The following is a 25,683-nucleotide window of genomic DNA, read 5'->3' as shown; positions in this document are numbered from 1 at the left end:
ATAATTATAACCTTTTCATATACCACGAGGATTGCCATATGGACAGAGGTCCTTCCCCCTTCAGAGACAAAAAAAATGTCATTATTGCCCTTCTGCTCATGCTTTGTGTTATTCAGGCTGCAGCACTTTTAAAAAACAAACATGAGTCGGTTTCAGCCAGAATAGAGTCCGGTGACGGAGTTTCAGTTACTGATATAAGCCTTGATGGTCAGGGTTACTCACAACTGCTCATCGCTTTTGATATGCCAATCGGACCGGAAGCACAGTCAGAGGTTTTAATAAAGGCACCGGCTGTTATTTCACCGGAAGTAAAAGGGGAATGGCGCTGGATAAATCCATACGGTTTGAAATTCACAGCTGATCCAGCTTTTAAACAGGATACAAAATTTGATATTGAGCTGAAACCAGACAATTTCTTACTGGAAGGACAGAAATTTACAGGACAAACAAAATTTTCAGTTCAAACTGGAAGTTTCACTGTTAACCAAATCAACATACGCACGGAGCCAATTTCAGGTGAAGGCCGAAAGGTTCGCGTTGAAGGTGATATTATCTTCAGCAGCTATGTTAAACCTGACAAAACTTTAAAAAACATATCACTGACAGGACCGGACGGTAAAGCCTTACAATTGAGCATTACCACCAATTATGATGATAATTACCAGAGTTTTGTCAGTAGCCCCATTGAAAAGACTGTTGACCCTAAATTATACGTTCTGAAAATAGGAAAAAATCTTCCGGACGGGCAAGGCTCCATGGTTCTGTCTAAAGATTATGAAAAGAAAATTGAAATAGTTTTCAACCCTGTTCTTAAATACTCCGGTTATAAAGCCTCAAGTTCTATTTCAGGTTCAAACATTGAACTTACATTTTCAAGCCCGCTAATCCCTGCAAAAGCTCTTGAAATGATCACAATTAAACCCGGAATTAATGTTTCAGCAGCTACATCAGGTAAAAAATTAATTCTTTCCGGACCATTTAAATCAGGAAAAACATATTCCATAATCATGAAAAAGGGACTTGCTGCAGCTGATGGAGCAATCCTTGATAAAAATATCACTGCTAAACTGAATATCCCAGATATCAGCCCCATGGTTGATTTCACATCAGCAGGCATGTTCCTGAGTGAATCTGGATATAAGACTCTCGGCATTGCAACAATCAACACTTCTGCTGTGAATGTTAAAGTTGACCGTATATTTCCCAATAACATGTTCACCCTGTTCACCCACTACGGATATATGGTTTATGATCCGGTAACTTATGGCGGCGGTATATCCGGAGCGCTTGGGAACCAGATTTTTTCAGGACAAATCAAAGTAGCCGGCAAAAAAAATGTAAAAGTGACCACACCTCTTTCTCTGCAAAGCTTCATTGCAAAGGGAGGAAAGGGACTGTACCGCATCAGCGCCATGATTCCTGGCAAAGGACAGGGAAGACAACGGTGGGTCATGATTACAGATCTTGGGGTCGTTGCCAAACAGGGCGACAAAGAAACTCTTTTCTGGATTTCATCTCTATCAAACCTCAAACCTGTGCTTGATGCCAAGATCCAGCTCATCAGCAACAGGAATCAGATCATTGCCAGCGGAACCACGAATTCACGCGGCATGCTGGTCATCAAGAATTCAACACTGCGTAAAGACCTAGGAACTCCATATATGGCTGTGATCAGCCGCAAAAATGATATGACTTTCATATTGCTTGACCGCTTTGCCACAGACAGATCTGGACTTGATATTGCCGGGCAAAGGCTTTCTCCTAAAGGTCTCACAGCTTTTGCATACGGTGAAAGAGATCTCTATCGCCCCGGTGAAACGGTAAAGGGTGTTGCTGTTATACGCGATGAGAAACTATCACCGCCCAAGAAACTTCCCGTGGTTCTTGTATACACAGATCAGCGCGGCAGAGAACTTTTTCGAAAAACAGTTCACACAGATTCACAGGGATTGGTAGAATTCAGCAGGGCAATTCCAGAGTACTCACCCACCGGACAGTTCAACATCCGAATCATGGCTGGGAGTGAAAGCGTCGGCAACTACCGCTACTCTGTTGAAGATTTTATGCCTGATCGCATCAGTGCTGAAATAATTACGGCAAAACCAGCTGCCATCGGTGAAAAACTTAACTTTGAAGTGGAAGGACGATACTTATTCGGCCCTCCGGCTGAGGGACTTCCTGTCACAGCCAGAGTGACTTTGGAGCCGACAGAATTTACTCCGGCAGGATTCGGCGAATACCGTTTCAATACAGATGACGGCAACTTCAAAGCTCGTGAAATTCTGGTTTCGGAGAATAAACTTGATGCTGCAGGAAAATTAGCTTTTTCCACACTTATTCCAGACAGTATAAAATCAAATTCAGCAATTCAGGCCAGACTGACCGCACGAGTCAGTGAAACAGGAGGGCGAGGGGTTACCGCGACCAAAACAAATCCGGTTATCATTTCCAAATTCTACCCCGGCTTAAAAAGATTAAGCAAGCAGGGATATGAACAAGGTGAATCTGTCAAACTTGACTACATAACCCTGACCCCATCCGGAAAAAAGACCAAAGCTCCCAAATTGATCATGCACCTTTACCGTGACCGCTGGCAGACAATTGTCAGGGCAACTCCATCAGGTTCATACCAATATGTAACAGAGCGTGACCCACAGCTTATAGAAACACGGGAACTGTCTCCGAAGGATGCTCTAGGCAGTTTTAATGTCAGCCCGGCTGAGTTCGGCAGCTACCGTGTTATTTTAAGTGATCCAGAGTCAGGAGTTGCAGCACAGGCTGATTTCTTCTGCGGAGGATGGGGCTATTCTCCCTGGGCACTTGAAAATCCGGCCAGACTTGAAATTATTCCCACCCGCAAGGGAGACTACAAAGTAGGTGAAACAGCCCAGTATCAAGTACGGACACCCTTTGCTGGAAAAATGCTGGTTACAATTGAAGACCGCTCCATTCGCTGGATGAAAACTCTAAATGTTAAAGGCAACACTGCGACCATCAATGTTCCGGTTCAAAAGGGAATCAGTACAAATGCATACGTTACTGCAACATTAATCCGCTCAGTCAATAAACTTGAAACAGGATCATCTGCCCGCGCGGTTGGAGCAGTTCCCATTTTTGTTGACCGTGACTCAAATAAGCTTGCAGTTAAAATCAGTGCTCCCAAAACAACCCGACCGGACCGTATTGTGTCTATGAAGATCAAAACCAAGCCGGGAGCAAAGCTGACTATTGCGGCTGTAGACGAGGGAATACTGCGTCTCAACAATCACAAAACGCCAAATCCTTTTGACTACTTCTATGCGAAGAGAGCCCTTGCTGTAAGCTGGTCTGATACATTCGGTCTACTCATGCCTGATGCAGGTCCTGTTAATAATTCACCTGCCGGCGGTGGCATGGAACTGGCTATGATGAAACAGTTTGCAGGTAGCGGCTCTATTAAAAGAGTCAAGCCTGTTACCTTCTGGTCCGGTGTCATCACTGCGGATAAATCAGGACAGGCATCATTTGATGCTCAAATTCCTGATTTCAGCGGCGCACTGCGTATAATGACAGTGGTTACCGACGGCAAAAGATTCGGTTCAGCATCAATGCTCATGACCGTGCGGTCACCGCTGATGATTACTCCGACTCTACCACGTTTTCTTGCACCGGAAGAAACTTTTGACATCCCGGTCAGCGTACGCAATGACACTCCGAATGGCGGTAATTTTTCTGTTGCAATTAAAACAAGTGGAGCTTTCAAAACCGAAATGAATCATGACGGCTTTGAAATTCCTACAGGTAGACAGAAAACGGCATTTTTTAAAACTCAGGTAGGTAAAGAACTTGGTAAAACGATCTTCAAAATATCTGCCGAAGGGAACAAAGAAAAAACTGAAACCAGTGTAGACATAAACATTCGTGCAGCATTGCCTGTGCAGCGTTCAAGTCAATCCGGTTTTATAAAAGATAAATCAACAAACATTCCTGCCGACCTGTCAGGAATGAGGATAGAGACTTTTGAGCGTACCCTTCTGGTTGGTAATCAACCTATGCTGCGCCTCGCCGGTAAACTCGATTACCTACTGCGTTATCCCTACGGGTGTGCAGAACAGACTGTTTCTCAAGCCTTTCCACTGTTGAAATTTCCAGAGCTGTCTCGTGAGCTTTCACCGGAAAGCTTCAAAAACAGATCACCACAGTACATGGTGCAGTCTGCTCTAAGCAGATTATCCATGATGCAGACTTCTGACGGTGGATTCTCCATGTGGCCCGGTGAAAACAGGGCTGAACCATGGATATCTGTTTATGCACTCCATTTCCTGTATCAGGCCAGTATATCAGGTTATCAGGTAGATACTATGCTCTTAAACGGAGCTAAACGATATGTAGCGGATAAAGCCAGTACCATACTTGATGATCACACTTATCGTCTTCCGGCTTATGCAATGTATGTGCTGTCCCGTACCGGCAAAGTGATGCATGGCCCCATGAACTATATGCGGGAACAGAAAACAGCTGCTATGGATAAATTGTCCCTGACCATGCTTGCAGGAGCTTTTGCAGCTTCCGGAGATATGGCTGCCTACCATGAGCTGATCTCAGCAAAACCAGCAAAACTTGCAGGGCAAGACAAGGACAATCAGTTCAGCAGTCCTGTCCGTGACATGGCTCTTGAGCTGCTGATACGCATGGAATCAGACCGCACTGACGATGCTATAGTTAAGCTTGCTGGCAAACTATCTAATCTTATGGCAGACACAGGCAAAAATGTAACGCAGGACAATGCTCTTGGCTTTCTGGCCCTTGGCACTTTCTTTGCTCAGACAAAATCAGCAACGTTTCCATCCGGACGGATAATGAGTAACGGCAAAGAACTTGCGTCTTTTAATCGAAACGGAACGGCTCATGTAACAGTTACCGGAGATAAACAATTATCTATAGAACTGGACTCTGCCCCCAAAGACGGAACATCCATCTGGGCAATCAATACCCGCGCTGTACCGGAACTGGAAAGTTGGAAACCGTATTCCAAAGGACTCGTCATCAAACGTGAATTCCTAACCCGTGAAGGAGAACCATTGGATGTTTCCAGTATCAGACAAGGACAGTTAGTCGCCATGCGCACGACAGTAACTTCATCAGGAACCAGTGTCGCCAACACTGTTACAAACTGCCTGTTACCGTCCGGTCTTGAACCGGAAAACAACAAACTGGCTTCACGAGAAGATCTGCCATGGATTCAAAATGGAAACGTTCAGGCCGACCATGTAGATATTCGAGATGACAGAATACTGGTGTTCTCTGATATTTCCGACAAAGGAAGTGTAGAGCAAGTAACTCTGCTTCGTGCTGTTACTCGCGGAGAATTCAAGATTCCTCCGGCGCAGGTAGAAGCGATGTACGACCCATCTGTCTCCGCAGCAACAGATCTAGGCAAGATGACTATTAAATAAGAATGTGAACCCAGAGGGAAATAAATTTCCCTCTGGGTTCACATTCCTCTGCACTTATAATACGCTGACAGTAAAGTCAGTTTTGCAATGCTAAAAAAAATTATTCTTATTTTATCGGGAATTATCTTCTGTTTTGTTGCGGCATTCTATGTTTTAGATTTGTGCTCACCTTTTCCCGAACATAAACTCCATCCTGAAACTGCTACAGTGGTGAAAGACCGTAAAGGAGGCGTGCTGCGCATTTTTCTGCCACCGGATGGAGCCAGGCGCATGCATACTGAATTAAAGGACATCTCACCCATATTAAAAAAATCTTTAATTGCCTCCGAAGACAGCTGGTTTGAATACCATCCGGGGATAAACTTTTTCTCAGCAATCAGAGCAGCTGTTACAAATATAATTGCCGGACGGATTGTGTCAGGAGCCTCGACCATCCCGATGCAGATAGCGCGCATGGCAGAACCCAAACCCCGTACTTTTTATTCCAAATTAATTGAATCATTCAGGGCTGTGCAACTTAAGCTTCATCACACCAATGATGAACTGCTGGAAATATATTTGAATATGCTTCCCTACGGCGGAAATATTGAAGGGGTTGGAGCTGCTGCACACTTCTATTTCGGTCATGCCCCTTCTATCCTATCTCTAGGAGAATCAGCTTTACTGACAACTATCCCACGTGGTCCGGTTTACTATGATCCCTTGAGACATCCACAGCAGGCAATGGAAGGCCGTAACCAAGTTATGCTTCAATTGAAAAAAAAAGGAGTTTTTCCTACTGAAGAAGTAGAACGTAATCTGAAACTGCCACTACCAAAACAAGTAAGACACATCCCGCTCAAGGCCCCTCACTTTGGTCGTATGGTATTTGAGCGATGCGGCAGTTCTGCTGAAATTTATACAACTCTCGACTTCCCCTTACAGGAAGCTGCGCAAGACATCGTCAAAACTCATGTAGCCCGTTTGCGCATGCAGGATATTGATAATGCAGCCTGCGTTATCATTCATATTCCTACCAGAGAAATCATAGCCTTGGTCGGTTCGGCAGACTTTTTTGAGCATAGTTACGGGGGAGCCATTGACCTGACCGAAACAAAACGCTCACCGGGATCAACACTTAAACCATTCCTTTACGCACTTGCTTTTGATCAGGGAAAACTAACTCCTCAAACTTTTCTCTATGATATTCCCGTAGATTATTCAGGCTATTCACCGGAAAATTATGACCGAACATGGAAGGGACAGATTACGGTAAAGCAGGCTCTTGCAAAATCTCTAAATGTTCCTGCGGTCAATACGCTGGCGCTTACAGGAGTTGCTGAATTTATCGACCTTCTAAAAGAAGGAGGGATCAGTACTCTTGATAAATCACCCATGCAATATGGTCTGCCGCTTGCTCTCGGAGGCTGCGAAATAAAACTAACCGAGCTTACAAATCTTTATGCATCCCTTGCTGATCATGGCAGATATAGGCAATTATCGTTCACCCCGGCAAACAAAAAAATTGAAACACAACTTATATCTCCCGAAGCAGCATGGATGACAATAAACATTCTTTCATCAGTAACCAGGCCGGATATGAATGAAACATGGATGCTGACCAGAGATATGCCCGAAACAGCATGGAAAACAGGAACATCTTTTGGACACAGGGATGCATGGGCTCTAGGAATTTCCGGAGATTACGCCATAGGAGTATGGGTAGGAAATCCTGACGGCAGACCGCGTAAAGGAATATCAGGAGCAATGCATGCAGGGCCGATTCTATTTGATCTGCTTCGCACAGCTGCACCCGGCGGCAAGTTACCGCCCAGCCCAGAAGGCTCAGGTATAACGGAAGTTAAGGTCTGCGCTCACAGCCACCAGTTACCAGGACCATTTTGTACAGAACTCGCAACCATGCAGATTTTAGCAGGAAAAACAGTGCTGCATCCGTGCAAACTGTGCCGACAGATTTTTGTTGATGCAAGGTCCGGCTACCGCCTGTCCGGTGAATGTCTTGACCGCCAGAATATAAGAAAAAAAATCATCCGCACAATTCCTGCAAAACTTGCACACTGGCGTTCTGAAAACAATCTGGAAGTTCCGCAAATGCCGCCACTTGCTCCTGATTGTGATCTTATTCCGGCTGGTATAGCCCCCCAAATCATCTCTCCGGCGACCAATACTCCCTACTTGCTACGCAAGGATACCCCACTTAAATTCCAGAAAATATCCCTTAAAGCTGAAGCAGGATCTGACAGTGGAAGACTACACTGGTTTCTGGACGGACGTTTAATTGGGGAAGGGCCGTCTGATAAGAAACTGTTCGCTGAAGTAGGAATAGGGAGGCACAGAATTTCTGTTTCCGATGAAATAGGAAGAACTGACTCTGTAAAGTTCGAGGTAAGATGATTCCTAAAGACTCCACCTGTCTCCCAAAGATTTAGCAGCAATACAGCATCCGGCAGCCATGGCTGACCATTCTATTATTTCAGGAAGTGAAATAGCTCCGTTAAAATTGCCCAGATGCGGACCTGTAGTCAGTGGAATGTCTTCTTTATTTTTCTCTATACTATGCGCTTTTTCAGGGGCCATACCGCATTTAACAAGGTATTTACGAAACTCTTCATCTTCTAGTATTTCCTGATCCACCACACGCATAAATTCGAACATATGATTATCAACGCCCATCTCATTGATCATTGACTCAACCAACTCAGTAAGATGGAGATTTATTTCACCTTGAAATATTTTACCTGTAAATCCACTATAATAATGGCTGAAGCACTCCATAATCGCCTGCTCAAAAAATTCAGGATCAAACAAATGGCGGGCATCAACGGGATTGCCTTTTTCGTCAAGACCGCAAAGTTCCGGTTCCTGCGCTCTGAACCAGCTTCCCAGCACAAGGAGTACAGACATAAAATGAGAACCTATAGCCCAGTAAAATGAATCACGCCCCGGTTTAATTAATTGAAAATGTTCAAAGTCACGCAAACCTGATAAACCGAAATTTGGATAGCGGCAGGAATCAAGCCAGCGGTCCAGCCGTCCGAATCTCCGCCATTCATAGATACCTTCATCAGTACGCCGTGTAGCCTGCACCCTGTTATGAAATAGAGGAATAGGGGCATCGTGTACAACCCCCTGCCCCGCAAGTCTGCCGAGAATATAGGAATTACGGCCCATTATTTCCAACAGATCAAAAGCTGAACTGCGTTTATCTACCCGGTCATCATTAGGATAAACAAAGTAATCGCTATGGGCATGGTATCCCATAGCATAACATTCTTCATGCAGATTATCAGGAGCTTCCTCTGGAAGGCCAACTATCCTGAACACAACATGACCGGATATGGTGTATGGACGCGGGCAGTCAAAGCGAACTTCACACTTAAGGGCATCATGCTGCAACATATCCATCCAGCGTCCCTCCATGTGGAGACTGTTTGGATCTTCACCTTTACGTAAAATTTTAACCGCAAAAATCTGATTATCACCGGAAGATTTCATCACCGCACTGCGCCCGGAGAAAACTGGAGTCCCCTGTACCTCTGCCAATTTAAGCAGATTCTCCCATTTGATAGACGGTGCAAAACCACTAAATGGAGCTGGATGTTCCGGCAGGCAGACATCAAAAGGCAGGAGTCCAAGACCTCCGGAAGCTTCGATAGATGCGTATTCTTTGCAGGTCGAAGCAGCCTGAATCTGCATCTGTAAAGCCATACGAGATATGGACTGATCTGAACTTCCAGACCCTACTGCAGCAAGAACCTTGGCACATTCACGGTATAAAAGCTGGGACATACGCTGTTCACTGTACCTTTGCTCTATAAGAATATCCCATACAGCACTGATAACAGTATTATCGGCACAGTCAGGCTCTTTTTGCAGCAGCCCTCTCAAATTTCTCAAATCCATATATGCTGCACTGAATTCTCTTTCAGGCGTCAACCCTAATGCATAGGCAGTTGCTTGCGTTTTTTCCAATTTGTCCCTCTTAATCAATGTATGATCGAAGGGGTAACTGAAAGTCAAAATTTAAGCCAGCACGAACAGTCATGTTATTAGATAACAAGATTATATCGAGCTGTTTTAATAGATTTAATCTATTTGTCCTAAACATTTAACTCATTTATTTCAAAAAGACTCAACACCAACCTTTATCGTAATCAATACGGGAGTTTTTTGCCATGACACAGCCATCTTATAAAGAAATGTGGGAAAATCTTAATCTTGATATTGAGGCTCATGACGGGCTTCTGGAAGTACTTGGTAAATTCTATGGTGATATATACATGAGCCAGCAGGGTCGCTTGCAGGGCATGGAATATTTAGATTTCGTTCTTTCCGAAGTACACGGACTTAGAATCAAGGAGCTTATGGATGCCAAAGCCCAAGGCCGCAAAATAATCGGAACGTTCTGTGTTTTTGTTCCGGAAGAACTCTCTCTTGCTGTAGATGCTATTCAAGTAGGCCTTTGCGCAGGGGCTGATGCCGGTACTGAAGCAGCAGAAACAATTGTTCCCCGTAACACATGTGCTCTCATTAAATCTTTTATCGGTTTTAAAATGGCAAAGATTTGCCCCTACACAGAATCATGTGACCTGATCATTGGCGAAACCACTTGTGACGGCAAAAAGAAAGCATATGAAGCATTCGGTGAGATGGCACCAATGCATATTATGGAAATCCCCCAGCGCAAAGAAGCTTCTGACAGAGAACTCTGGAAATCAGAAGTACTCCGTTTTAAAGATGAGTTGGAAAAAATTACCGGTAAAAAGATTACTGCCGAATCACTCAAGCAAGGTATTAAAACAGTTAATGACAAAAGACGTGCTCTCCAGCGTCTCAACACCCTGCGTGCGGCAACACCAACACCAATTTCAGGCCGTGATGTTCTGCTCATTAATCAGGTCAGCTTTTATGACGATCCAGTCCGCTTCACACAGTCAATAAATACCCTCTGCGACCAGATAGAAGAACGCATTGCCAAAAACGAAGGTATCGTACCCGAAAATACACCTCGTCTTATGCTGGCAGGCTGTCCTATGGCAGTACCGAACTGGAAACTGCCTTATATTATTGAAAGCTCAGGTGCTGTAGTTGTGTCAGAAGAATCCTGTATCGGAACTCGTAACACTCGTGATTTAGTAGATGAATCAGGCGAAACTGTTGAAGAAATGATTGATGCCATCTGTGAACGTTATATGAAAATAGACTGTGCATGCTTCACTCCTAACAACGAACGACTGGACAACATCAAAAAGCTTGCCGAAGAAACAAAAGTAGATGGAGTAATTCACTATTCACTTATGTTTTGTCAGCCATACACCCACGAGACTTTCAAAGTGGAAAAGACTCTGGCTGAATCAGAAGTTCCAATGCTGGCTATTGAGACAGATTACAGCATGGAAGATGTTGAACAGCTGAAAACCAGAGTTGAAGCATTTGTTGAGATGATCTCATAAAGAGCTACGTCAATCTGATCTTAGCATCTTTTCCATAAGAAAGATTAAGAACTCAAACAGGCTCTATCCTGCGTTTTATTGAGTGCTAAAAAATAAAATCAACAAACGGGGGAGACATGCTCTCCCCCCCTCTTGGACAAGGAAGGCATATGATTGCAGGAATTGACATTGGCTCGCGGTCAATGGAACTGGTCGTGCTTGACGGTGATAAAATTATCTTGAAACGCAAACTTCCGACGACCTTTGACCCGGCTTCACAGATTAAAAAAATTATGGACGGCGTGAAAGTCGATCTTATTTCTGCAACAGGATACGGCCGTAAACTCATGACCGAAGAGCTTACTGGTACACCCTGCACCTCCCTTACCGAAATTAAAGCTTATGCTCTTGGGATATCACATCTGTTCCCCGAAGCCCGTACCATTCTTGATATCGGCGGACAGGACACCAAGGCTATATCTCTATTTAAAAACGGTAAAGTTGCTAAGTTCGAGATGAATGACCGCTGCGCAGCCGGTACAGGAAAATTTCTGGAACACCTTTCCACGGTTTTCCAAATACCGATTGAAGACTTTGGTTCATATGCTCTTGAAGGCAGTGAACCTCTACAAATCAACAGCATGTGTACTGTTTTTGCTGAGACAGAGGCGACTTCACTTATGGCCCAAGGTAAAAATCCGCACGATATAGCTCTTGGACTGCACGGATCTATTGTTCGGCGAACAACCAATATGCTGAACAGAGTCGGACTTGTTGAACCATTGGTCTTTGCCGGAGGAGTGGCAAATAACAGTTGTGTTATCAAGATGTTACAAGACTCTTTATTTATAAATCCCCTCATTCCTGATGAGCCGGATTTTGCTGGAGCACTCGGTGCAGCACTATTTGGACGCTCTCAGCAAAAAATTCTTTAATAAATCGTTTGAAAATTGCTTCTTTTCCCGTTAGGTTCCCAATGTCCTTGGCATCATAATAATTCGAAACTGCCGGGACCAATTTGCCCTTCAGGAGAAATAAGAGCATGTCCGAGAAAAACTTGGAAACAAATGGCGAAGAGAACTTTGCCGAACTGTTTGAAGCCTTCCAGTCTGAATCCAACGACAATCTTCAGGTCGGTGACCAGATCAAGGGAACTGTAATTTCCATCACCAAAGACTCTGTGTTTATTGACACAGGTTCAAAAGTTGACGGAGTTGTATCCCGCGATGAACTGACCAATGAGGAAGGTGAACTGACCGTTAACGACGGAGATAATGTAGAACTCTACGTAATCTCCATGAACAACAATGAAATCGTCCTTTCCAAAGCCATGTCCGGCGCAGGTGGACTCAATATGCTGCGTGAAGCATATGAGAACAATGTACCTGTTGAAGGCAAGGTTAGTGAAACTTGCAAAGGCGGTTTCAGAATTACGATGATGCATCGCAAGGTGTTCTGTCCCGTCAGCCAGATTGACACAACTTTTGTTGAAGATGCTGAAAGCTTCGTTGGCAGCACCCACAATTTTCAGATCATCAAGTTCGAAGAAAACGGTCGCAACATTGTTGTTTCCCGCAGAGTTCTTCTCGAACAGGAGCAGGAAAAAGTCCGCGAGCAGTTTGTTAAGGATGTACAGCCAGATGCTGTTATGGATGGTAAGGTTACCAAACTCATGCCTTTCGGTGCGTTTGTTGAACTTGCTCCCGGCGTTGAAGGTATGGTTCACGTTTCCGAGCTTAGCTGGTCACGTTCGTCCAAACCCGAAGATGTTGTGCAGCCCGGTGATGAGGTTACAGTTCGTATCCTTTCCATGGAACCACGCAATGATGGTAAAGGTTTGAAAATCAGCCTTTCCCTCAAACAGCTTCAGGCTGATCCATGGGACGAAGTCGGCACTAAATTTGCCGCTGGTGACAAGCTGACCGGAACAGTGATCCGTTGTGCAGATTTCGGCGTATTTGTTGAAATCGCCCCCGGCATCGAAGGTCTGGTTCACATTTCTGAAATGAGCTACACCAAACGCGTGCATAAACCTGAAGATGAAGTTACCCCCGGTCAGGAAGTAGCTATCATGATTAAAGATATTGATCCGGTTAAACGCCGTATCGGTCTATCCATGAAAGACGCTGCTGGAGATCCTTGGCTGGATGTTGCTGACACCTTCAAAGTGGGTCAGGAAGTGGAAGGAACTGTTGAAAATAAAGCTGAATTCGGCATTTTCATCAACCTCGCACCCGGTATAACCGGACTGCTGCCCATGTCCCGCATTTCACGTTCAGGAAAACAGGCTGAACTTGAATCCCTAAAACCTGGTGATAAGGTTAAAGTTTCCATCGAGGAACTCAATACCTCTGACCGCAAGGTCACTCTCACTGCAGGTGAAGCAACTAAACAGGAAGGCGACAGTGACTGGAAAGAATATGCCAAGTCTGCACCTTCAAAGAAAACAGCCCCACGCAAATCGTCTCAAGGTAAATCAAGCCCTAGAGTAACCTCCGGTGATTCCGGTGGATTTGGCGGTCTGCTCGGTGCTAAGCTTCAAGAAGCCATGAAAAATAAAAAATAGTACTTTTAAGGCCGGAATTCTTAAAAAGAATTCCGGCCTTAATTTTATTGGACTATGAATAAAACTGAGACTATTATCTGCTGGAATGACTGCTGATCAGGATTTATGAAGGTGAGTTCACACCTTCGTTCTCTTGATTCCGGGCAGTGTGTTCAAGTTGAAATACTCTCGAATCAACTTACGCAAATAAAAGGCATCGCCAGAGTCAGAAAAGCTGAGATTATTGCGAGTCAACCTCTTCAAGACGGCATAATCATTCTGACCATTCGCAAGAACTAATTTTCTTTAGTACTATTTTTCAACTGCTGCATTCAGTTCATTCCTTCAGGAATTAATCATGTCCCCATTTCTGATCGTACCAGCCATCTTTACTATTGCCGGGATAATGCAAGGGCTTACCGGGTTCGGTTGCGCACTCATTGCAATGCCTCTGCTGGCCTTTGTTATAGATATCAAAGTAGCCGTTCCCACATGTACTCTTTGCGCTGTGTTTATAAATATAAATATGACCCACAACCTGCGTAACAATCTTGACCGCAGCAAGATTCTGCCCCTCATCATCGGAAGTATACCGGGCACAATTTTGGGGCTTATGATAATCAAAGAGGTTAATGGTAACTACATACGACTTTTCCTGGGTTTACTCATTGCGACATTCGCTTCATATTCGCTTTTAACCAAACCCGTCACCCTGAAAATAAGCAATAGATGGGGATACTTTTCAGGGTTCCTAACCGGCCTTCTTTCTGCAACTGTCAGTGCCGGAGGACCTCCAACCATAATTTACTCATCCCTCAAAGATTGGGGCAAGGACTGCTTCAGGGCTACATTAGTCAGCTTTTTTCTAGTTGCGGGACTGATGGCTGCTGCAGGACATCTGATCTGCGGCTTAACCACTATGTTTGTTTTCAAACTTTCACTGGCCTCAACTCTACCTATTGTTTTCGGAACTTATATAGGTTGCAAACTGTCTTCCACCATTTCAGAAGGGCATTACAAAAGAATCGTCATGATTCTGCTTGTCTTCATGGGATTAATGCTTATATTCCAGAACGTCTAACTTTGAAAAATAAGCACGGAGTTGAGAATTAATGTTTGCAAAAATTTTTATCACCCTTGTCGTTGTCCCTCTTTTCGACCTGTACCTGCTGGTACAGATCGGGAGTAAAATTGGTACTCTGAACGCTATTCTACTATGTCTGTTTACTGCCTTTGTAGGAGCATCACTTGCAAAGTCCCAAGGCATGGCAACCATGCAGAAAGTACGCGAGAACATGGATAAGGGAGTAATGCCCGCTGAAGATATTCTCGATGCCGTGATCATTTTTCTGGCAGGACTGGTCCTGCTCACCCCCGGATTCATCACAGATGCTCTAGGACTGCTGCTGCTCTTTCCACTGACACGTGGCTACTTTAAGCGCTGGCTCAGAGTTCAGATAGAACAAATGATGAAACAACCGAACGTACATATAGTGCACCATAATTCTGAATTCACGGCATGGACGAATCAGGATCAGCCTAAACAACGTATCGACAATGTAATCGATATCAAACCTGACGATAAATAAAGGACAGCTCAAAACCCCACTATCCCGTTGAGCTTGGTTAAATCTTCATATAAAAATTAAAAAAGGTGGATAGATACTATTTTTTGCATCTATCCACCTTTTTTTGATGTTATTAAGCTTAACTATTTTGGCTAGAGAGGAATGTCCTAATCCTGAATTACATCTGCTAAGATAAAAGTTCCGGGGAAACCTGGTCCAATTTTAGCATTAGCCTTGCGTGCATTAGAAAGAGTTTTGTACATACCAAGCTGTACTTTAAAAATCTGGGCACTGTCAGTTACAACACGTACAATTCTAGTGTTATGAAAATCAGCCTTATTAAGCCTTTCAATCAACCGCTCAGCATTAGCTTTAACTTTATACGCTCCGACCTGAATGTAGAATGCCCCATATAAATTTACTTTACCTGTAACTACCTGAGATTCTGGAGTCTTAGGCATTACAGGTCGATAAGGCTCAATTCGCACGTTGGCTTTTCCGCTCTCAATAAAATCCAGTTGCTGAGCAGCTGAACGCGAGAGATCGATAATCCGGTCCGGGACAAAAGGACCACGGTCATTAATTGTAACGGCAACACTCTTGTTATTGCCCATATTTGTAACCGTAACCTTCACACCAAGCGGCAGATAATTATGAGCAGCGGTAAGTTTATCCATATCATATGGCTCACCGGACGCAGTAACTTTGCCTTGAAATTTTTCACCGTACCATGAAGCAATTCCCTCTTCCTTGTAATCAGCAGGAATAACAGGAGTATCAGCACTAACAACTGTTTCGGTAGCGTTCAGTGTATTATCCTGTGCAAAGGCAGGGCTTGTTGCAACACTAAGCAGCAACAAAAACTGCATAATATAAAAAAATCTGATCATTTATCTCTCCTGCCATGTATTGTACGGTTTCAGTTTGATACCTTTATGCAGATTTTCTGATACTTGCAAGTAAACTGTTCTACAATTTCTTCATCTCACGAACACGCATAGATTGATCATACTCACCAAGCTCATACATACGGATTTTATTACTACGGGGAAATTCTCTTTTAAAAAGCATTTTCAAGAGCTTACGCATCCCATTCAACCTTGCCTCATGGGTATTTGTTTCATATCCCTCTTCATAAGTGATGAATTCACCATCATTTATGTGTAATATGAGCAAAGAACGGTTGCGTTTGTATGTCCGCAGGTCTATGCAGTGCCCAACAGGAAGCTTTTTTAACTTCCGTAACACCGATTCCAGAGCAGTTGCTTTATCAATCATGCTTTGAAGATATAGCGCCAAAAGGAGAACTGTCAAATATGAGTAATGATACCGCCCCCATCAGTAAGGGAAGTACAATTGAATGCACAATCGAGTCACTGGCTTTCGGAGGACAGGGTATTGCCCGCCACGAAGGTATGACTGTTTTTGTAGACCGGGCTGTCCCGGGTCAAAAAGTGCGATGTGAAATAACAAAACTTAAAAAAAGATTTGCTGAAGCAACAAGAACAGAAATTATTGAAAATTCAGAGTCTCAGCAAACACCTTTTTGTGAATATTTCGAAACCTGCGGCGGATGCATGCATCAGGACATGCAATATGATGCCCAGACATACTGGAAAGGACGTCAGGTAAGCGAAACCCTTGCAAGAATCGGCAAGATCTCGGCTGAAACTGAAGGAATGGGAGAAGAAGCCCTGCCGTCACCTGAAAACATCGGTTACCGCAACAAAATGGAATTTTCATTTTCAGGTTATGCAGATGACCTGAAAGTAGGTTTTAAACTGCGCGGCAGTGAAACTGATGTACTGAATATTTCAAACTGTCCTTTGCTGCCAGAATCCTGTTCATCAATCCCGGCACTGGTTAAAGACTATTGTGTTAAAAGCAAGATTGGCGCATATCGTCACGGTAAAAGCGGTTACTGGCGTAAGCTTGTAATTCGCGTCGCACATATCAGCGGAGAAATAATGGTCCACCTGATCACAGCTCCGTCAAAAACACATCACGCAATCCCCGGACTTGAAAAACTTTTATTTGATAACGTGCCTCAGCTTAAAACTTTTGCCCACTCTACCCGCATAGGTCGCGCTGATCTTGCTACAGGGGAAAGACAGATTTCTCTTACCGGAAAGCCATTTATTACTGAAAGTCTTGAACGTGAAGATGGAAAGGCAGTTAAATATAAAATTACGCCGAACTCATTTTTTCAGACTAATTCCGCAGGAGCACAAGTTCTATACCAACGCAGCGTTGAAATTGCACAGCCTAAAAAAAGCGATATTGTTTATGACCTTTTTTGCGGGTCAGGCGGTATCGGTATGTTTATGGCCGACAAGATTAAAGAAATTATCGGCATCGAAATTTCTAAAGAAACAGTATTAGCAGCCAAAGAAAATGCCGAATTGAACGGTATTGAAAATGCCCGCTACTTTGCTGGAAATCTTTCGTCTGAGAAAGGCTTTCCACGCGATCTTCCAAAGCCGGATATGATCATTGTAGACCCGCCACGCAGCGGAGTTCCTGCGCCGACAATGGAAAAGATCCTAGAACTATCTCCTGAAAAAATTCTGTACATATCCTGCAATCCATCAACACTTGCACGCGACGCGGAAAAACTCGGTGATGGATATACTGTTAAACGTTTTTCAGCAGTGGATATGTTTCCCCATACATCTCATGTTGAATGTATCGCCTTGTTGACTAAAGCAGACTAAAGCTGACACAATTAAGTACCGATAAAAGAGGGGTGTGTTTTAACAATTTAAAATAAATTCATTGCACTGGGCAGATGCAAATGCATCTGCCCAAATATTACATTATGCCTGAACAAGTAATACACGATACATTGCTTCGAGAACTTCGCAGGCTGAATCTATACCCGCCTGAAGAAAGACAGTTGAAAGATTTGCGCTCAAAAATTGAGGGCAAACTCACTCGTGATGAAATCAATCCCTCAGACCCAGATTTCTCCAAATACACAGTCCTACTCTATGGACTGGCCCTTAAGTCACTGGAATCAGATGCAGAAACAGGCGTCAAAGAATCATATTCACAAGAAGAAAACGATTCTGCCACGACCATATGCTTAGATGCCCTTGCAATCATGGGACACATTGGGAGAACTCTTGCTGCCAAAATACTCTGCAATAAATTGTTTCATCTTTCTCAGGTTAAAGAATGGCTTGAAAAAAAACCTCATGGCATAGCCATATCAGTTGCCGACCGCATAGTTGCTACAAACCCTGCCGAAGTTCCTGAGCGACTTGAATTTGCAAAATCAATTATTGCAAAAGCCGCAATGTTTGATGTCGCTGATGCCGCTTCTTTTTTCAGGAAGAACGGGACCCGCAAGGGACAATTGACATTTTCCACTCTGGAAAATTTTATGTCCGGAAGGTACGGCAAAGACTGTCATAAAGGACTAACAGAGCCGAATACTATTGAAGAAATCAGTATCTGTACTGAAAGTATGCCTCCATACCCTAAGAAAGAGCTTATAAAAGACGTTATATTTCATCTGCGCACCATGGACCCTATTGTTATGGAACAGGTGTTACGCGCCATAGAACGGCTTGCAGATGAAATAGACGATGACATGATGAAAGATATTGTCCCGCTGTCTTTTTCCCCCTCTCTACCGCTTGCTAAAGCAGCCATGGATATTATTGCCAAATTCGGCAACAGCAGGCGAGGAGCTATTTTTGCTAAAATATTCAATGAATCACCTAAAATCCGGGCAGAACTGATAAACAGACTTCCTATCCTGAGCAGCGATAATTTATCAAACTTTATGAGTATGATTTCTAATGGTTTCCACGCACCTGTAATTTCAGCTCTATATTCAACTCTGGCCGAAGAAGACCCGCAATGCTTTGGAGCACTTCTTTCGCAGGTTGTAAAAAGTTCTAGCAGTCCCAAAAAGACAAGACTAAAACCGGAACTGACAAAAATTTTACAACAGGATGTTTTAGACAAACCCGAAAGGCCGGAAGAAATTGAAACTCGTACAGTAGAGGGAATAGACTACATTAAGTCAGGAGCCCCTATTGTTTTAAACATAGAGAAAAAAAATATACAAAAAGGGTTTAAAAGAATTTTCGGCAAAGAAACAGCACAGTCAGATTCAATGCCCGATAAGTACATCGATGGTCAAATTTCAAATCAGCGCATCCACAAACTCAATCGCTGGAAAAGTCATGCAAAGGGTATAACATTTCAAAACTGTAAATTTACGGCTTGTGATTTCAGATCTTCTTTTATGACATCCTGTACTTTTAAGAATTGTACCTTTGAATCCTGCACCTTTGGCGAAGCTTCTTATATGAAGTGCATGTTTGAAAATAGTTCTTTCTTAGGCTGCTCAATGAATAAAACTAAGTTTTATAATTGTACTATGAAACGATGCACTTTCAAATATACACATATAGATTCAGCAATAATTTCCATATGCTCGCTTGAACTGTGTGAATTTACAGCCGTAACGGCAGTATGGAGCTATCTATACCAAACGCATATTTTATCCAGCATCTTTCATCTATCTGATTTCAGAGAAACATTCTTTTATAAAGGTCAGCTGAAAGGGGTTATATTCACAGATTCAGATTTAAATGGAACACTCTTCAGTCAAACGGAGGTTAAATGTACGACGTTTAACGGATGCACCAACTTTGATTGCAAAGCCTTATGCACTAGAACAAATTCAACAGATATTCTGTCCGCAATGCAGCGAACATTGGTTGAACGCCTGACAATGAGAGAACAGCTTAAAAAACGCCATTCCGGATTTGGAAACATGGGTCAGTATGAGCGGGGTGTTATTTATAAGGCTGTAAAAAGATGGTTTATATTAAAAGACATTGACCGCTGCTACGCAAAGTTTTCAGAAAATAATACACGCAGGCTGCGTTGGGCTGCATCCAGAATGAATAGTAAGTGCAAGATTTTTTTGGAACTGCTTCCGGCACTGCTACACACAAATATTTTTGATCAAGCTGCAAACATCGAACATTTAACTGTTCCATCCCATATCAGTGGGTACAGCCTGACTCTAAGCACTTTAAAATCTTTCGAACAACTCTTTCCGGACCTCCAGGTAGAATCCCCAAAAGAGAATGCTGTACCAATTGAAGCTCTTATGTCCATTGGAAGCACCGGAACTATTGCACAGACGGCGTCTTCAGATCTGGACTGCTGGGTCTGTTGCGATTTTTCCAAATGCCCTACTGAAAACAGAGAAAAGCTAAAAATAAAACTGAAAGCGATTGAGGAATGGGCTGATAAAGATTTTGACCTGGAAATACACTTCTTTGTCATGGATATTGAAGAAATTCGCCACAGCAGATTCGGGCTGAGTGATGAAGAGAGTTCAGGTTCAGCTCAAGGAGCTATTTTAAAAGAAGAGTTTTATCGTACGGCACTACTCCTTGCAGGAAAACCGCCCCTTTGGTGGTTCACTCCACCGGAGGTGGATAGCGACGCATATGAAAAAACAGCCCGAAAATTAGCCACCTTGAAAGGACCTGAATTTGCCATTGATCTTGGCAACATACCTAAAATTCCAGTGGAAGAATTCTTTGGTGCATCTCTTTGGCAAATTGTTAAGGGAGTGAAAAGTCCATTTAAATCAATTATGAAATTCGGCCTACTTGAAATGTATACTTCCGGAAGCAGTTATACCTTGCTTTGTGAAGGGATTAAAGAAAACATAATTGCAGGGCAGCGCAGACTCGAAAACGTAGATCCCTATATGCTTCTATACAGCCAGCTTGCTGATTTTTACACAAATCATAATAAGCCGGAATACACATGGCTGACAGCTATGGCCCTACGGCTTAAATGCGGAATTCTTGATGACGGTAACATAGATAGAAAGCCAAACAGCCCGGAAGAACTGGAAATAATGGAGTTCACTGCAGGTCTTTCCGACGAGAACAGTCCCGGAAGGTTTAAAGAATTCAAAGGATTAACAGACTTCAGATCCGTAGTTTCACTTGGAAAGAAAATCAACCTGTTCATGATCAAGACATATATGAAGGTACGCGGTCAGCAAGATAAAATTTCTGGCATAGCCATTACCCCTGAAGATTTGACCCGGCTGGGAAGAGTAATCTTTGCCAGCTTTGCCAAACGTAAATTCAAAGTTGAAAGAGTCAGCCTGCCAGGCCCCAGAACACATTTTTTCGATTCACTGCTGATAACCAGAGACAGCAAGCAAGGCTGGGTAATCACTGGCGAACATCCAGATGAATCCGGTTCACGAGTTTTACAAAGCCAGATTGAATCTGGTAAAGATCTGATTCCCATGCTTGTTTGGCTGGCATTAAACGGTCTATACAACTCACAAATGAAAACCAAGACAGATCTCAGTTCAGCTCCTGTACGAGACAGGGACCTAAAAAAACTGTTTGAAAATCTGTCTTTGTTTTTTCCTCTTAAAAAAGTATTCAACACTCAGGTAGAAGAAAGTTTAAACTCTGAACAATTACAAAAAGCATACTTCATAGTAAATTTATGTATTGGACGGGAAGTAAAAGAAGTTAAAGAAGTTCACCTCGTATACAACACCAATTGGGGTGAAGTGTTCTGCATGCCGATGAAAATAACTAATTCTCTGATTGAAACTCCTGATGTTTACTTGAAAGAACAATTTCCTGAAATATATTCAGGCCCTGTAAAAATGGGACAATTTGTTCCGCAAGGTTCCGAGTGTAAATTTATTAAAATCCCTGTCAGTTAAAGCATTCTGGCAGCAATGAACAGCTTAAAAAGCATTTCTACTAGATAAAAATACTGAGGTTCATATGCCGATTATTCGAAAAAGTCTGCTACAATTAATTTTTTCAGGGTCGTTCATGAAAAGATGGAATGACAAACTCCGTCCCATGGAACTTGTGGAAGTAGATAAACAAGCCCATAAAATGATCGCCGCATGGATACTTTTTACATTAAATACTGAAAACATCGATCAGCGCGAAAAGATAAAGCTGGGAAATGATATTGTTGAGGGTGGTATTTTCGAATATCTTTTCCGCATGGTCATTACTGACATCAAACCTCCAGTATTCTACCGCATCAAAGAAAATCCTGAACATTACCGCAAATTAACAGAGTGGGTTCTAAAGCAGCTTCGTCCACGACTTATGCCTCTGGGTGCTGAATTTTGGGTCAGACTTAGTAATTACCACTTAAATCCGGAAGAAGATTCTTTATCGCGTAGAATTCTGGATGCTGCACACATGTATGCCAGCTATTCAGAATTCAAACTGCTCAAGCATTTAAACGAGCCGGATGCAGAACTTACCGGAATTGAGCAAAATTTTATAAACCGTCTTGAAAGTTATTCTGATATTGCAGGAGTCAGCCAGTTACTTAACTCTGAATCCACTCCACTTGGGCGATTTGCAGATTTATGCGGAAGATTGCGTTTTCAAACCAGATGGTCCCAAACGCCGCGTATTCCTGAAACATCAGTGCTGGGTCATGTATATATAGTAGCGACATTTGCCTGGTTTTTCAGTCTGGAAAAAGGCTCTTGTCCTGCACGCAGGCAAAACAACTTTTTTTCAGGCCTGTTCCACGATATACCGGAACTGCTGACTCGTGATATAATTTCACCTGTAAAAAAATCAGACCCAACTATCGGTGAACTCATCAAAGAATATGAAGAACAGGAAATGGAATCCAGAGTGATGGCCCCGCTTATTGAAAACGGATATACTAATCTTGCCACGCGCCTTGGATATCTATTAGGACTTGAAACAGGTTCAGAATTTCATGCTCAGGCAATTGTGGGCGGATGTGCCAAAAAAATTACTACGGAAGAACTTGATGCACGTTACAATGATGATTCATATGACCCCAAAGATGGTGAGCTTCTAAAGCTATGTGATCATCTGGCAGCCTTCCTTGAAGCCTATAATGCAATGCAGAACGGAATTACATCGTCCCATCTGCATCAAGCATACTGGCGTATAAGCCAAAGCTATATGGAAAATCCTGTTGTGGCTGGAATTCACGTAGGTCCATTACTGGCAGATTTCGAGTAGCTGCCCTTTACTTAAAGGGATATAATATGTTCTACCATTGTGAATAATTGTTTTTCTTTTTAATTAAGAATAAATTTTCTTACATAATAACTTTGCCTTAATAAGGAGATGCTGATGCTACTGAGAAAAAGAGCCTGGGATATGATGCGTGAAGAATTCGCAACTATAGATGAATCTGCAAGCCTTGCTGAAGGCATCCGCATGCTACGCGACAGTATGAAAAATGCACCTGACAACAGTATCGTGGTGGTAAAAAAGAAGAACGGGTCCCTGCGTGGAGTTGCATCAATCTGGACCATGCTTAAAGCAGTAGAAGATCAAGTACTAAAAGATGATGACCTTAGCTTAACAGAAGAAACAGACTGGGATCGTGCTTTTAAAAGAGCTGGGACAGCCTGTTGCGCTGCTTCTCTTGAAGATCATATAGAAGAAGATGTTGCTATCCTGAAACCAACAGATCCGATGCTGGTGGTTCTTGAGATTTTACGTAAAAGAAACCGCTCTTGGGCGCTTGTAAGCGAGGGTGGTAAAATTATTGGTGTAGTTCTTTTAAGTGATGTCTATCGCGAACTGACTCGTGACCTAGTTACCCAGTTCTAACCTTCGAGTTAAATTTTACCTTTTCAAAATAACGTCACCACCAAATGCGTTAAAAAATAGCCCCTCCCTAATCAAGGAAGGGGCTATTTCTTTAGTAAATACGTAGCCTACTTCTTCAATGTAAGTACCCACGCTTGTATATTTTTAGTAACTTCCGGATCATATCCCTGATCTCTTGAAATTGCAGTTGCAGCTTCAACAGGAGAAACAGCTTCAGCATATGGTCGCTTAGTTATCATCGCACAATATGAATCAACTGCGCCAATAATTCGACCAAGTTGACTGATATCCCTACCGGATTTTTTCTGAGGATACCCTTTTCCAGTTACACGCTCGTGATGCTCAATAACGCAAGCCTCAATTTCTTTATACTTCAAATCCAGCTTACTAAGCATCTCATAACCAAGCAAAGGATGCTTATCTATTTTAGCACGCTCATCGGTGGTTAACGGCTTTGGCTTTTCCCGTATAAAAGCCGGTATTTTAGTCATCCCCAAATCATGAAGAAAAAAGCCTGCTGTGAGCCTATTAAAATGATTACGTGTAATTTCATTTTTAGAAAACGAATCTGACTTCATGCGGATAAACATGGCAAGAGCTAAAATGCCACTGTTAACGCTGTGTCTGGCAAGAGTGTGCTCAGTATGAAGACGTCTGGCAAGAGCTTTAATGCGAAAGGGATCATTCCAGAGATACTCGGTCAAAACCATCAAGTCAGACCACAATTTCTCCATAACTGCAGCCACAGGCTGATCGTAAAATTCACCTATACGCATAGTCAAAGCTTCAACAAAAATATCGGCAATCTCACTTTCTTTAAGATTACGGTCAATGAGAACCAGATCAAGCTGATAAGCAATATGTTTTACATAAACAGGGTGATCAGTTCTGGAGACAAATATTATTCCTTCCTTGACCATCTGCGCCAAAGTTTCAATCTGCTCTTTTGTAAGCCGTCCTCCCACCTGATAATAAGGTGCAACTCTCCCAACTTTTTCATTGAACATAAAAATATTGAGTGGAGGCCTGAACTTATTGAAACTTCTAAGAATATCAGGACTGATTTGATAATATTCCTCATTCAAACCGTCAGGAACATCCATTCTACCTTTTGCATGCATACTTAATTACCACCAAAGTTTACCATAAACAGCTGTAACATTTAAATAAAAATCAGAGACAGCTATCCACAAAAAATGAAATAACTAAGAAATAAATACACTACAGGGCTCTGTCTCAACAAAATTTAAACCCTTTTTCAGATGCCCCTATAGCATTCATATCTCTGTTCGTGAAGAGTATCTCGCTTGAGATACAATTTTTGGCTATTATTTTTAAAAAAATATATTCTTTTTATATTTAATTTCTATTTTTCACTAAGCTCCACATATTTAAGCTTTTAGGGCTCTAAAAACACCATCTAAGTACTGTAAACTGCCATTTTTTGACCCTCATATTTCAGAAAGGGGCCTTGACTTTTCCCCTATTTTCACACACAGGTGGAGAGACGGGGGGAATTGGTGGTAGAACTGTGTGATTAGGTGGTAAAAATGAAATTCAGAGGTCACGCACATAGAAGCATGGATGCCAAAGGCAGACTAATGCTGACACCGGAGTATCGCGATCAAGTTTATAGCGATTCTCCGAAAGGTTGCGTGACGTTAACTATTTTCGAAGGAAACATAGTTGGTTTCACTCCACCGGATTGGGCTATCCTGGAAGAAAAATTGACCAGTATCAAGAGTCCAAGCCGGAAACTCAGAAATTTTATCCGTATAATCATTTCAGGTTCTGAAGAAGTCTACCTTGATAAACAAGGTAGAATAACCATCCCTTCCCATCTGCGGAAAAGCGGAAAACTGGACAAGGACGTAGTTCTTGCTGGAGTCGGTGACAGATTTGAAGTCTGGGATAAACGGGCATATGAAGCCCTGCTTGAACAGGATTTTGATGATGTTTCCGAAGAACTGGCTGAATGTGGAGTAGAACTCCCCTTTTAGCTGAAACGCTTCCCGCCGCATCACTAGACATACTCTTTTTTATTAATTGTAAGTTTGA

The 25,683-nt window shown here is 42.8% G+C and carries 17 protein-coding genes; 13 read left to right on the top strand and 4 right to left on the bottom strand.

The features are described from left to right. Positions 1-38 precede the first annotated feature (38 nt). Both H589_RS0117420 and pbpC read left to right on the top strand, forming a co-directional pair. The gene (locus tag H589_RS0117420; protein ID WP_027723218.1) at positions 39-5,435 is read left to right on the top strand and encodes an alpha-2-macroglobulin family protein; all 5,397 of its coding nucleotides are present in this window, start codon (positions 39-41) and stop codon (positions 5,433-5,435) included. 87 nt (positions 5,436-5,522) lie between these two features. Further along, entirely contained in the window at positions 5,523-7,829 is a 2,307-nt protein-coding gene (gene pbpC, locus H589_RS0117415) for a penicillin-binding protein 1C (RefSeq protein ID WP_027723217.1), read from the top strand. A 3-nt stretch (positions 7,830-7,832) separates the two neighbouring features. On the opposite strand, the gene H589_RS0117410 is transcribed toward pbpC, so the two are convergent. After that, positions 7,833-9,407: a SidJ-related pseudokinase gene (locus H589_RS0117410; protein WP_027723216.1), complete on the bottom strand. Its 1,575-nt coding sequence runs from the start codon at positions 9,405-9,407 to the stop codon at positions 7,833-7,835. Between the two features lie 203 nt (positions 9,408-9,610). Between H589_RS0117410 and H589_RS0117405 the strand changes: the two genes are divergently transcribed. The 6 genes from H589_RS0117405 (at position 9,611) to H589_RS0117380 (ending at position 15,001) form a co-directional block, all read left to right on the top strand. Then, positions 9,611-10,888 (top strand): double-cubane-cluster-containing anaerobic reductase, encoded by a 1,278-nt coding sequence (locus H589_RS0117405; protein WP_027723215.1) that lies wholly within the window; start codon positions 9,611-9,613, stop codon positions 10,886-10,888. Between the two features lie 149 nt (positions 10,889-11,037). Next, positions 11,038-11,802 carry an acyl-CoA dehydratase activase gene (locus tag H589_RS0117400; RefSeq protein ID WP_027723214.1) on the top strand — a complete coding sequence of 255 codons (765 nt, stop codon included), beginning with the start codon at positions 11,038-11,040 and terminating at the stop codon, positions 11,800-11,802. Between the two features lie 107 nt (positions 11,803-11,909). After that, positions 11,910-13,433 carry a 30S ribosomal protein S1 gene (locus H589_RS0117395; protein ID WP_027723213.1) on the top strand — a complete coding sequence of 508 codons (1,524 nt, stop codon included), beginning with the start codon at positions 11,910-11,912 and terminating at the stop codon, positions 13,431-13,433. A gap of 111 nt (positions 13,434-13,544) precedes the next feature. Then, positions 13,545-13,712 (top strand): hypothetical protein, encoded by a 168-nt coding sequence (locus H589_RS20830; protein WP_156891772.1) that lies wholly within the window; start codon positions 13,545-13,547, stop codon positions 13,710-13,712. A gap of 58 nt (positions 13,713-13,770) precedes the next feature. Then, positions 13,771-14,493 (top strand): sulfite exporter TauE/SafE family protein, encoded by a 723-nt coding sequence (locus tag H589_RS0117385; protein ID WP_027723212.1) that lies wholly within the window; start codon positions 13,771-13,773, stop codon positions 14,491-14,493. Positions 14,494-14,524: 31 nt separating this feature from the next. Then, on the top strand, positions 14,525-15,001 hold the full coding sequence (locus H589_RS0117380; protein ID WP_027723211.1) for an FxsA family protein: 477 nt from the start codon (positions 14,525-14,527) through the stop codon (positions 14,999-15,001). Positions 15,002-15,147: 146 nt separating this feature from the next. Here H589_RS0117380 and H589_RS0117375 read toward each other — a convergent pair whose 3' ends face one another. Then, complete coding sequence (locus H589_RS0117375) at positions 15,148-15,870, bottom strand: septal ring lytic transglycosylase RlpA family protein (RefSeq protein ID WP_027723210.1); 723 nt, start codon at positions 15,868-15,870, stop codon at positions 15,148-15,150. A gap of 79 nt (positions 15,871-15,949) precedes the next feature. Beyond that, positions 15,950-16,258: a hypothetical protein gene (locus tag H589_RS0117370; RefSeq protein ID WP_027723209.1), complete on the bottom strand. Its 309-nt coding sequence runs from the start codon at positions 16,256-16,258 to the stop codon at positions 15,950-15,952. Between the two features lie 38 nt (positions 16,259-16,296). Between H589_RS0117370 and rlmD the strand changes: the two genes are divergently transcribed. From rlmD to H589_RS0117350, 4 genes are all read left to right on the top strand, one after another. Continuing rightward, a complete protein-coding gene (rlmD, locus tag H589_RS0117365; protein WP_027723208.1) occupies positions 16,297-17,694 on the top strand; it encodes a 23S rRNA (uracil(1939)-C(5))-methyltransferase RlmD in 1,398 nt (465 codons plus the stop codon). A gap of 80 nt (positions 17,695-17,774) precedes the next feature. Beyond that, a complete protein-coding gene (locus H589_RS0117360; protein WP_245577196.1) occupies positions 17,775-21,716 on the top strand; it encodes a class I adenylate cyclase in 3,942 nt (1,313 codons plus the stop codon). Positions 21,717-21,780: 64 nt separating this feature from the next. Beyond that, on the top strand, positions 21,781-23,025 hold the full coding sequence (locus tag H589_RS0117355; protein WP_027723206.1) for an HD domain-containing protein: 1,245 nt from the start codon (positions 21,781-21,783) through the stop codon (positions 23,023-23,025). A 114-nt stretch (positions 23,026-23,139) separates the two neighbouring features. Continuing rightward, positions 23,140-23,625, top strand: coding sequence for a CBS domain-containing protein (locus tag H589_RS0117350; protein WP_027723205.1), 486 nt, complete (start codon positions 23,140-23,142; stop codon positions 23,623-23,625). A 107-nt stretch (positions 23,626-23,732) separates the two neighbouring features. On the opposite strand, the gene H589_RS0117345 is transcribed toward H589_RS0117350, so the two are convergent. Next, positions 23,733-24,746, bottom strand: coding sequence for an HD-GYP domain-containing protein (locus H589_RS0117345; protein ID WP_027723204.1), 1,014 nt, complete (start codon positions 24,744-24,746; stop codon positions 23,733-23,735). Between the two features lie 429 nt (positions 24,747-25,175). Between H589_RS0117345 and mraZ the strand changes: the two genes are divergently transcribed. After that, the gene (gene mraZ / locus H589_RS0117340) at positions 25,176-25,625 is read left to right on the top strand and encodes a division/cell wall cluster transcriptional repressor MraZ (RefSeq protein ID WP_027723203.1); all 450 of its coding nucleotides are present in this window, start codon (positions 25,176-25,178) and stop codon (positions 25,623-25,625) included. The last annotated feature ends 58 nt before the right edge of the window (positions 25,626-25,683 follow it).

This window comes from Maridesulfovibrio zosterae DSM 11974, assembly GCF_000425265.1.
GTDB classification, from domain to species: domain Bacteria; phylum Desulfobacterota; class Desulfovibrionia; order Desulfovibrionales; family Desulfovibrionaceae; genus Maridesulfovibrio; species Maridesulfovibrio zosterae.
The sequence above is the reverse complement of the archived record's forward strand: the minus strand, read 5'-3'. Positions and strand labels throughout refer to the sequence as shown.

Excerpts from the sequence above, each read along its gene's own strand:
- rlmD (WP_027723208.1), top strand. The coding sequence starts at position 16,297 with ATGAGTAATGATACCGCCCCCATCAGTAAGGGAAGTACAATTGAATGC.
- H589_RS0117355 (WP_027723206.1), top strand. The coding sequence starts at position 21,781 with ATGCCGATTATTCGAAAAAGTCTGCTACAATTAATTTTTTCAGGGTCG.
- mraZ (WP_027723203.1), top strand. The coding sequence starts at position 25,176 with ATGAAATTCAGAGGTCACGCACATAGAAGCATGGATGCCAAAGGCAGA.
- H589_RS0117380 (WP_027723211.1), top strand. The coding sequence starts at position 14,525 with ATGTTTGCAAAAATTTTTATCACCCTTGTCGTTGTCCCTCTTTTCGAC.
- H589_RS0117395 (WP_027723213.1), top strand. The coding sequence starts at position 11,910 with ATGTCCGAGAAAAACTTGGAAACAAATGGCGAAGAGAACTTTGCCGAA.
- H589_RS0117375 (WP_027723210.1), bottom strand. The coding sequence starts at position 15,870 with ATGATCAGATTTTTTTATATTATGCAGTTTTTGTTGCTGCTTAGTGTT.
- H589_RS0117345 (WP_027723204.1), bottom strand. The coding sequence starts at position 24,746 with ATGCATGCAAAAGGTAGAATGGATGTTCCTGACGGTTTGAATGAGGAA.
- H589_RS0117360 (WP_245577196.1), top strand. The coding sequence starts at position 17,775 with ATGCATCTGCCCAAATATTACATTATGCCTGAACAAGTAATACACGAT.
- H589_RS0117385 (WP_027723212.1), top strand. The coding sequence starts at position 13,771 with ATGTCCCCATTTCTGATCGTACCAGCCATCTTTACTATTGCCGGGATA.
- pbpC (WP_027723217.1), top strand. The coding sequence starts at position 5,523 with ATGCTAAAAAAAATTATTCTTATTTTATCGGGAATTATCTTCTGTTTT.
- H589_RS0117405 (WP_027723215.1), top strand. The coding sequence starts at position 9,611 with ATGACACAGCCATCTTATAAAGAAATGTGGGAAAATCTTAATCTTGAT.
- H589_RS0117420 (WP_027723218.1), top strand. The coding sequence starts at position 39 with ATGGACAGAGGTCCTTCCCCCTTCAGAGACAAAAAAAATGTCATTATT.
- H589_RS0117350 (WP_027723205.1), top strand. The coding sequence starts at position 23,140 with ATGCTACTGAGAAAAAGAGCCTGGGATATGATGCGTGAAGAATTCGCA.
- H589_RS0117370 (WP_027723209.1), bottom strand. The coding sequence starts at position 16,258 with ATGATTGATAAAGCAACTGCTCTGGAATCGGTGTTACGGAAGTTAAAA.
- H589_RS0117400 (WP_027723214.1), top strand. The coding sequence starts at position 11,038 with ATGATTGCAGGAATTGACATTGGCTCGCGGTCAATGGAACTGGTCGTG.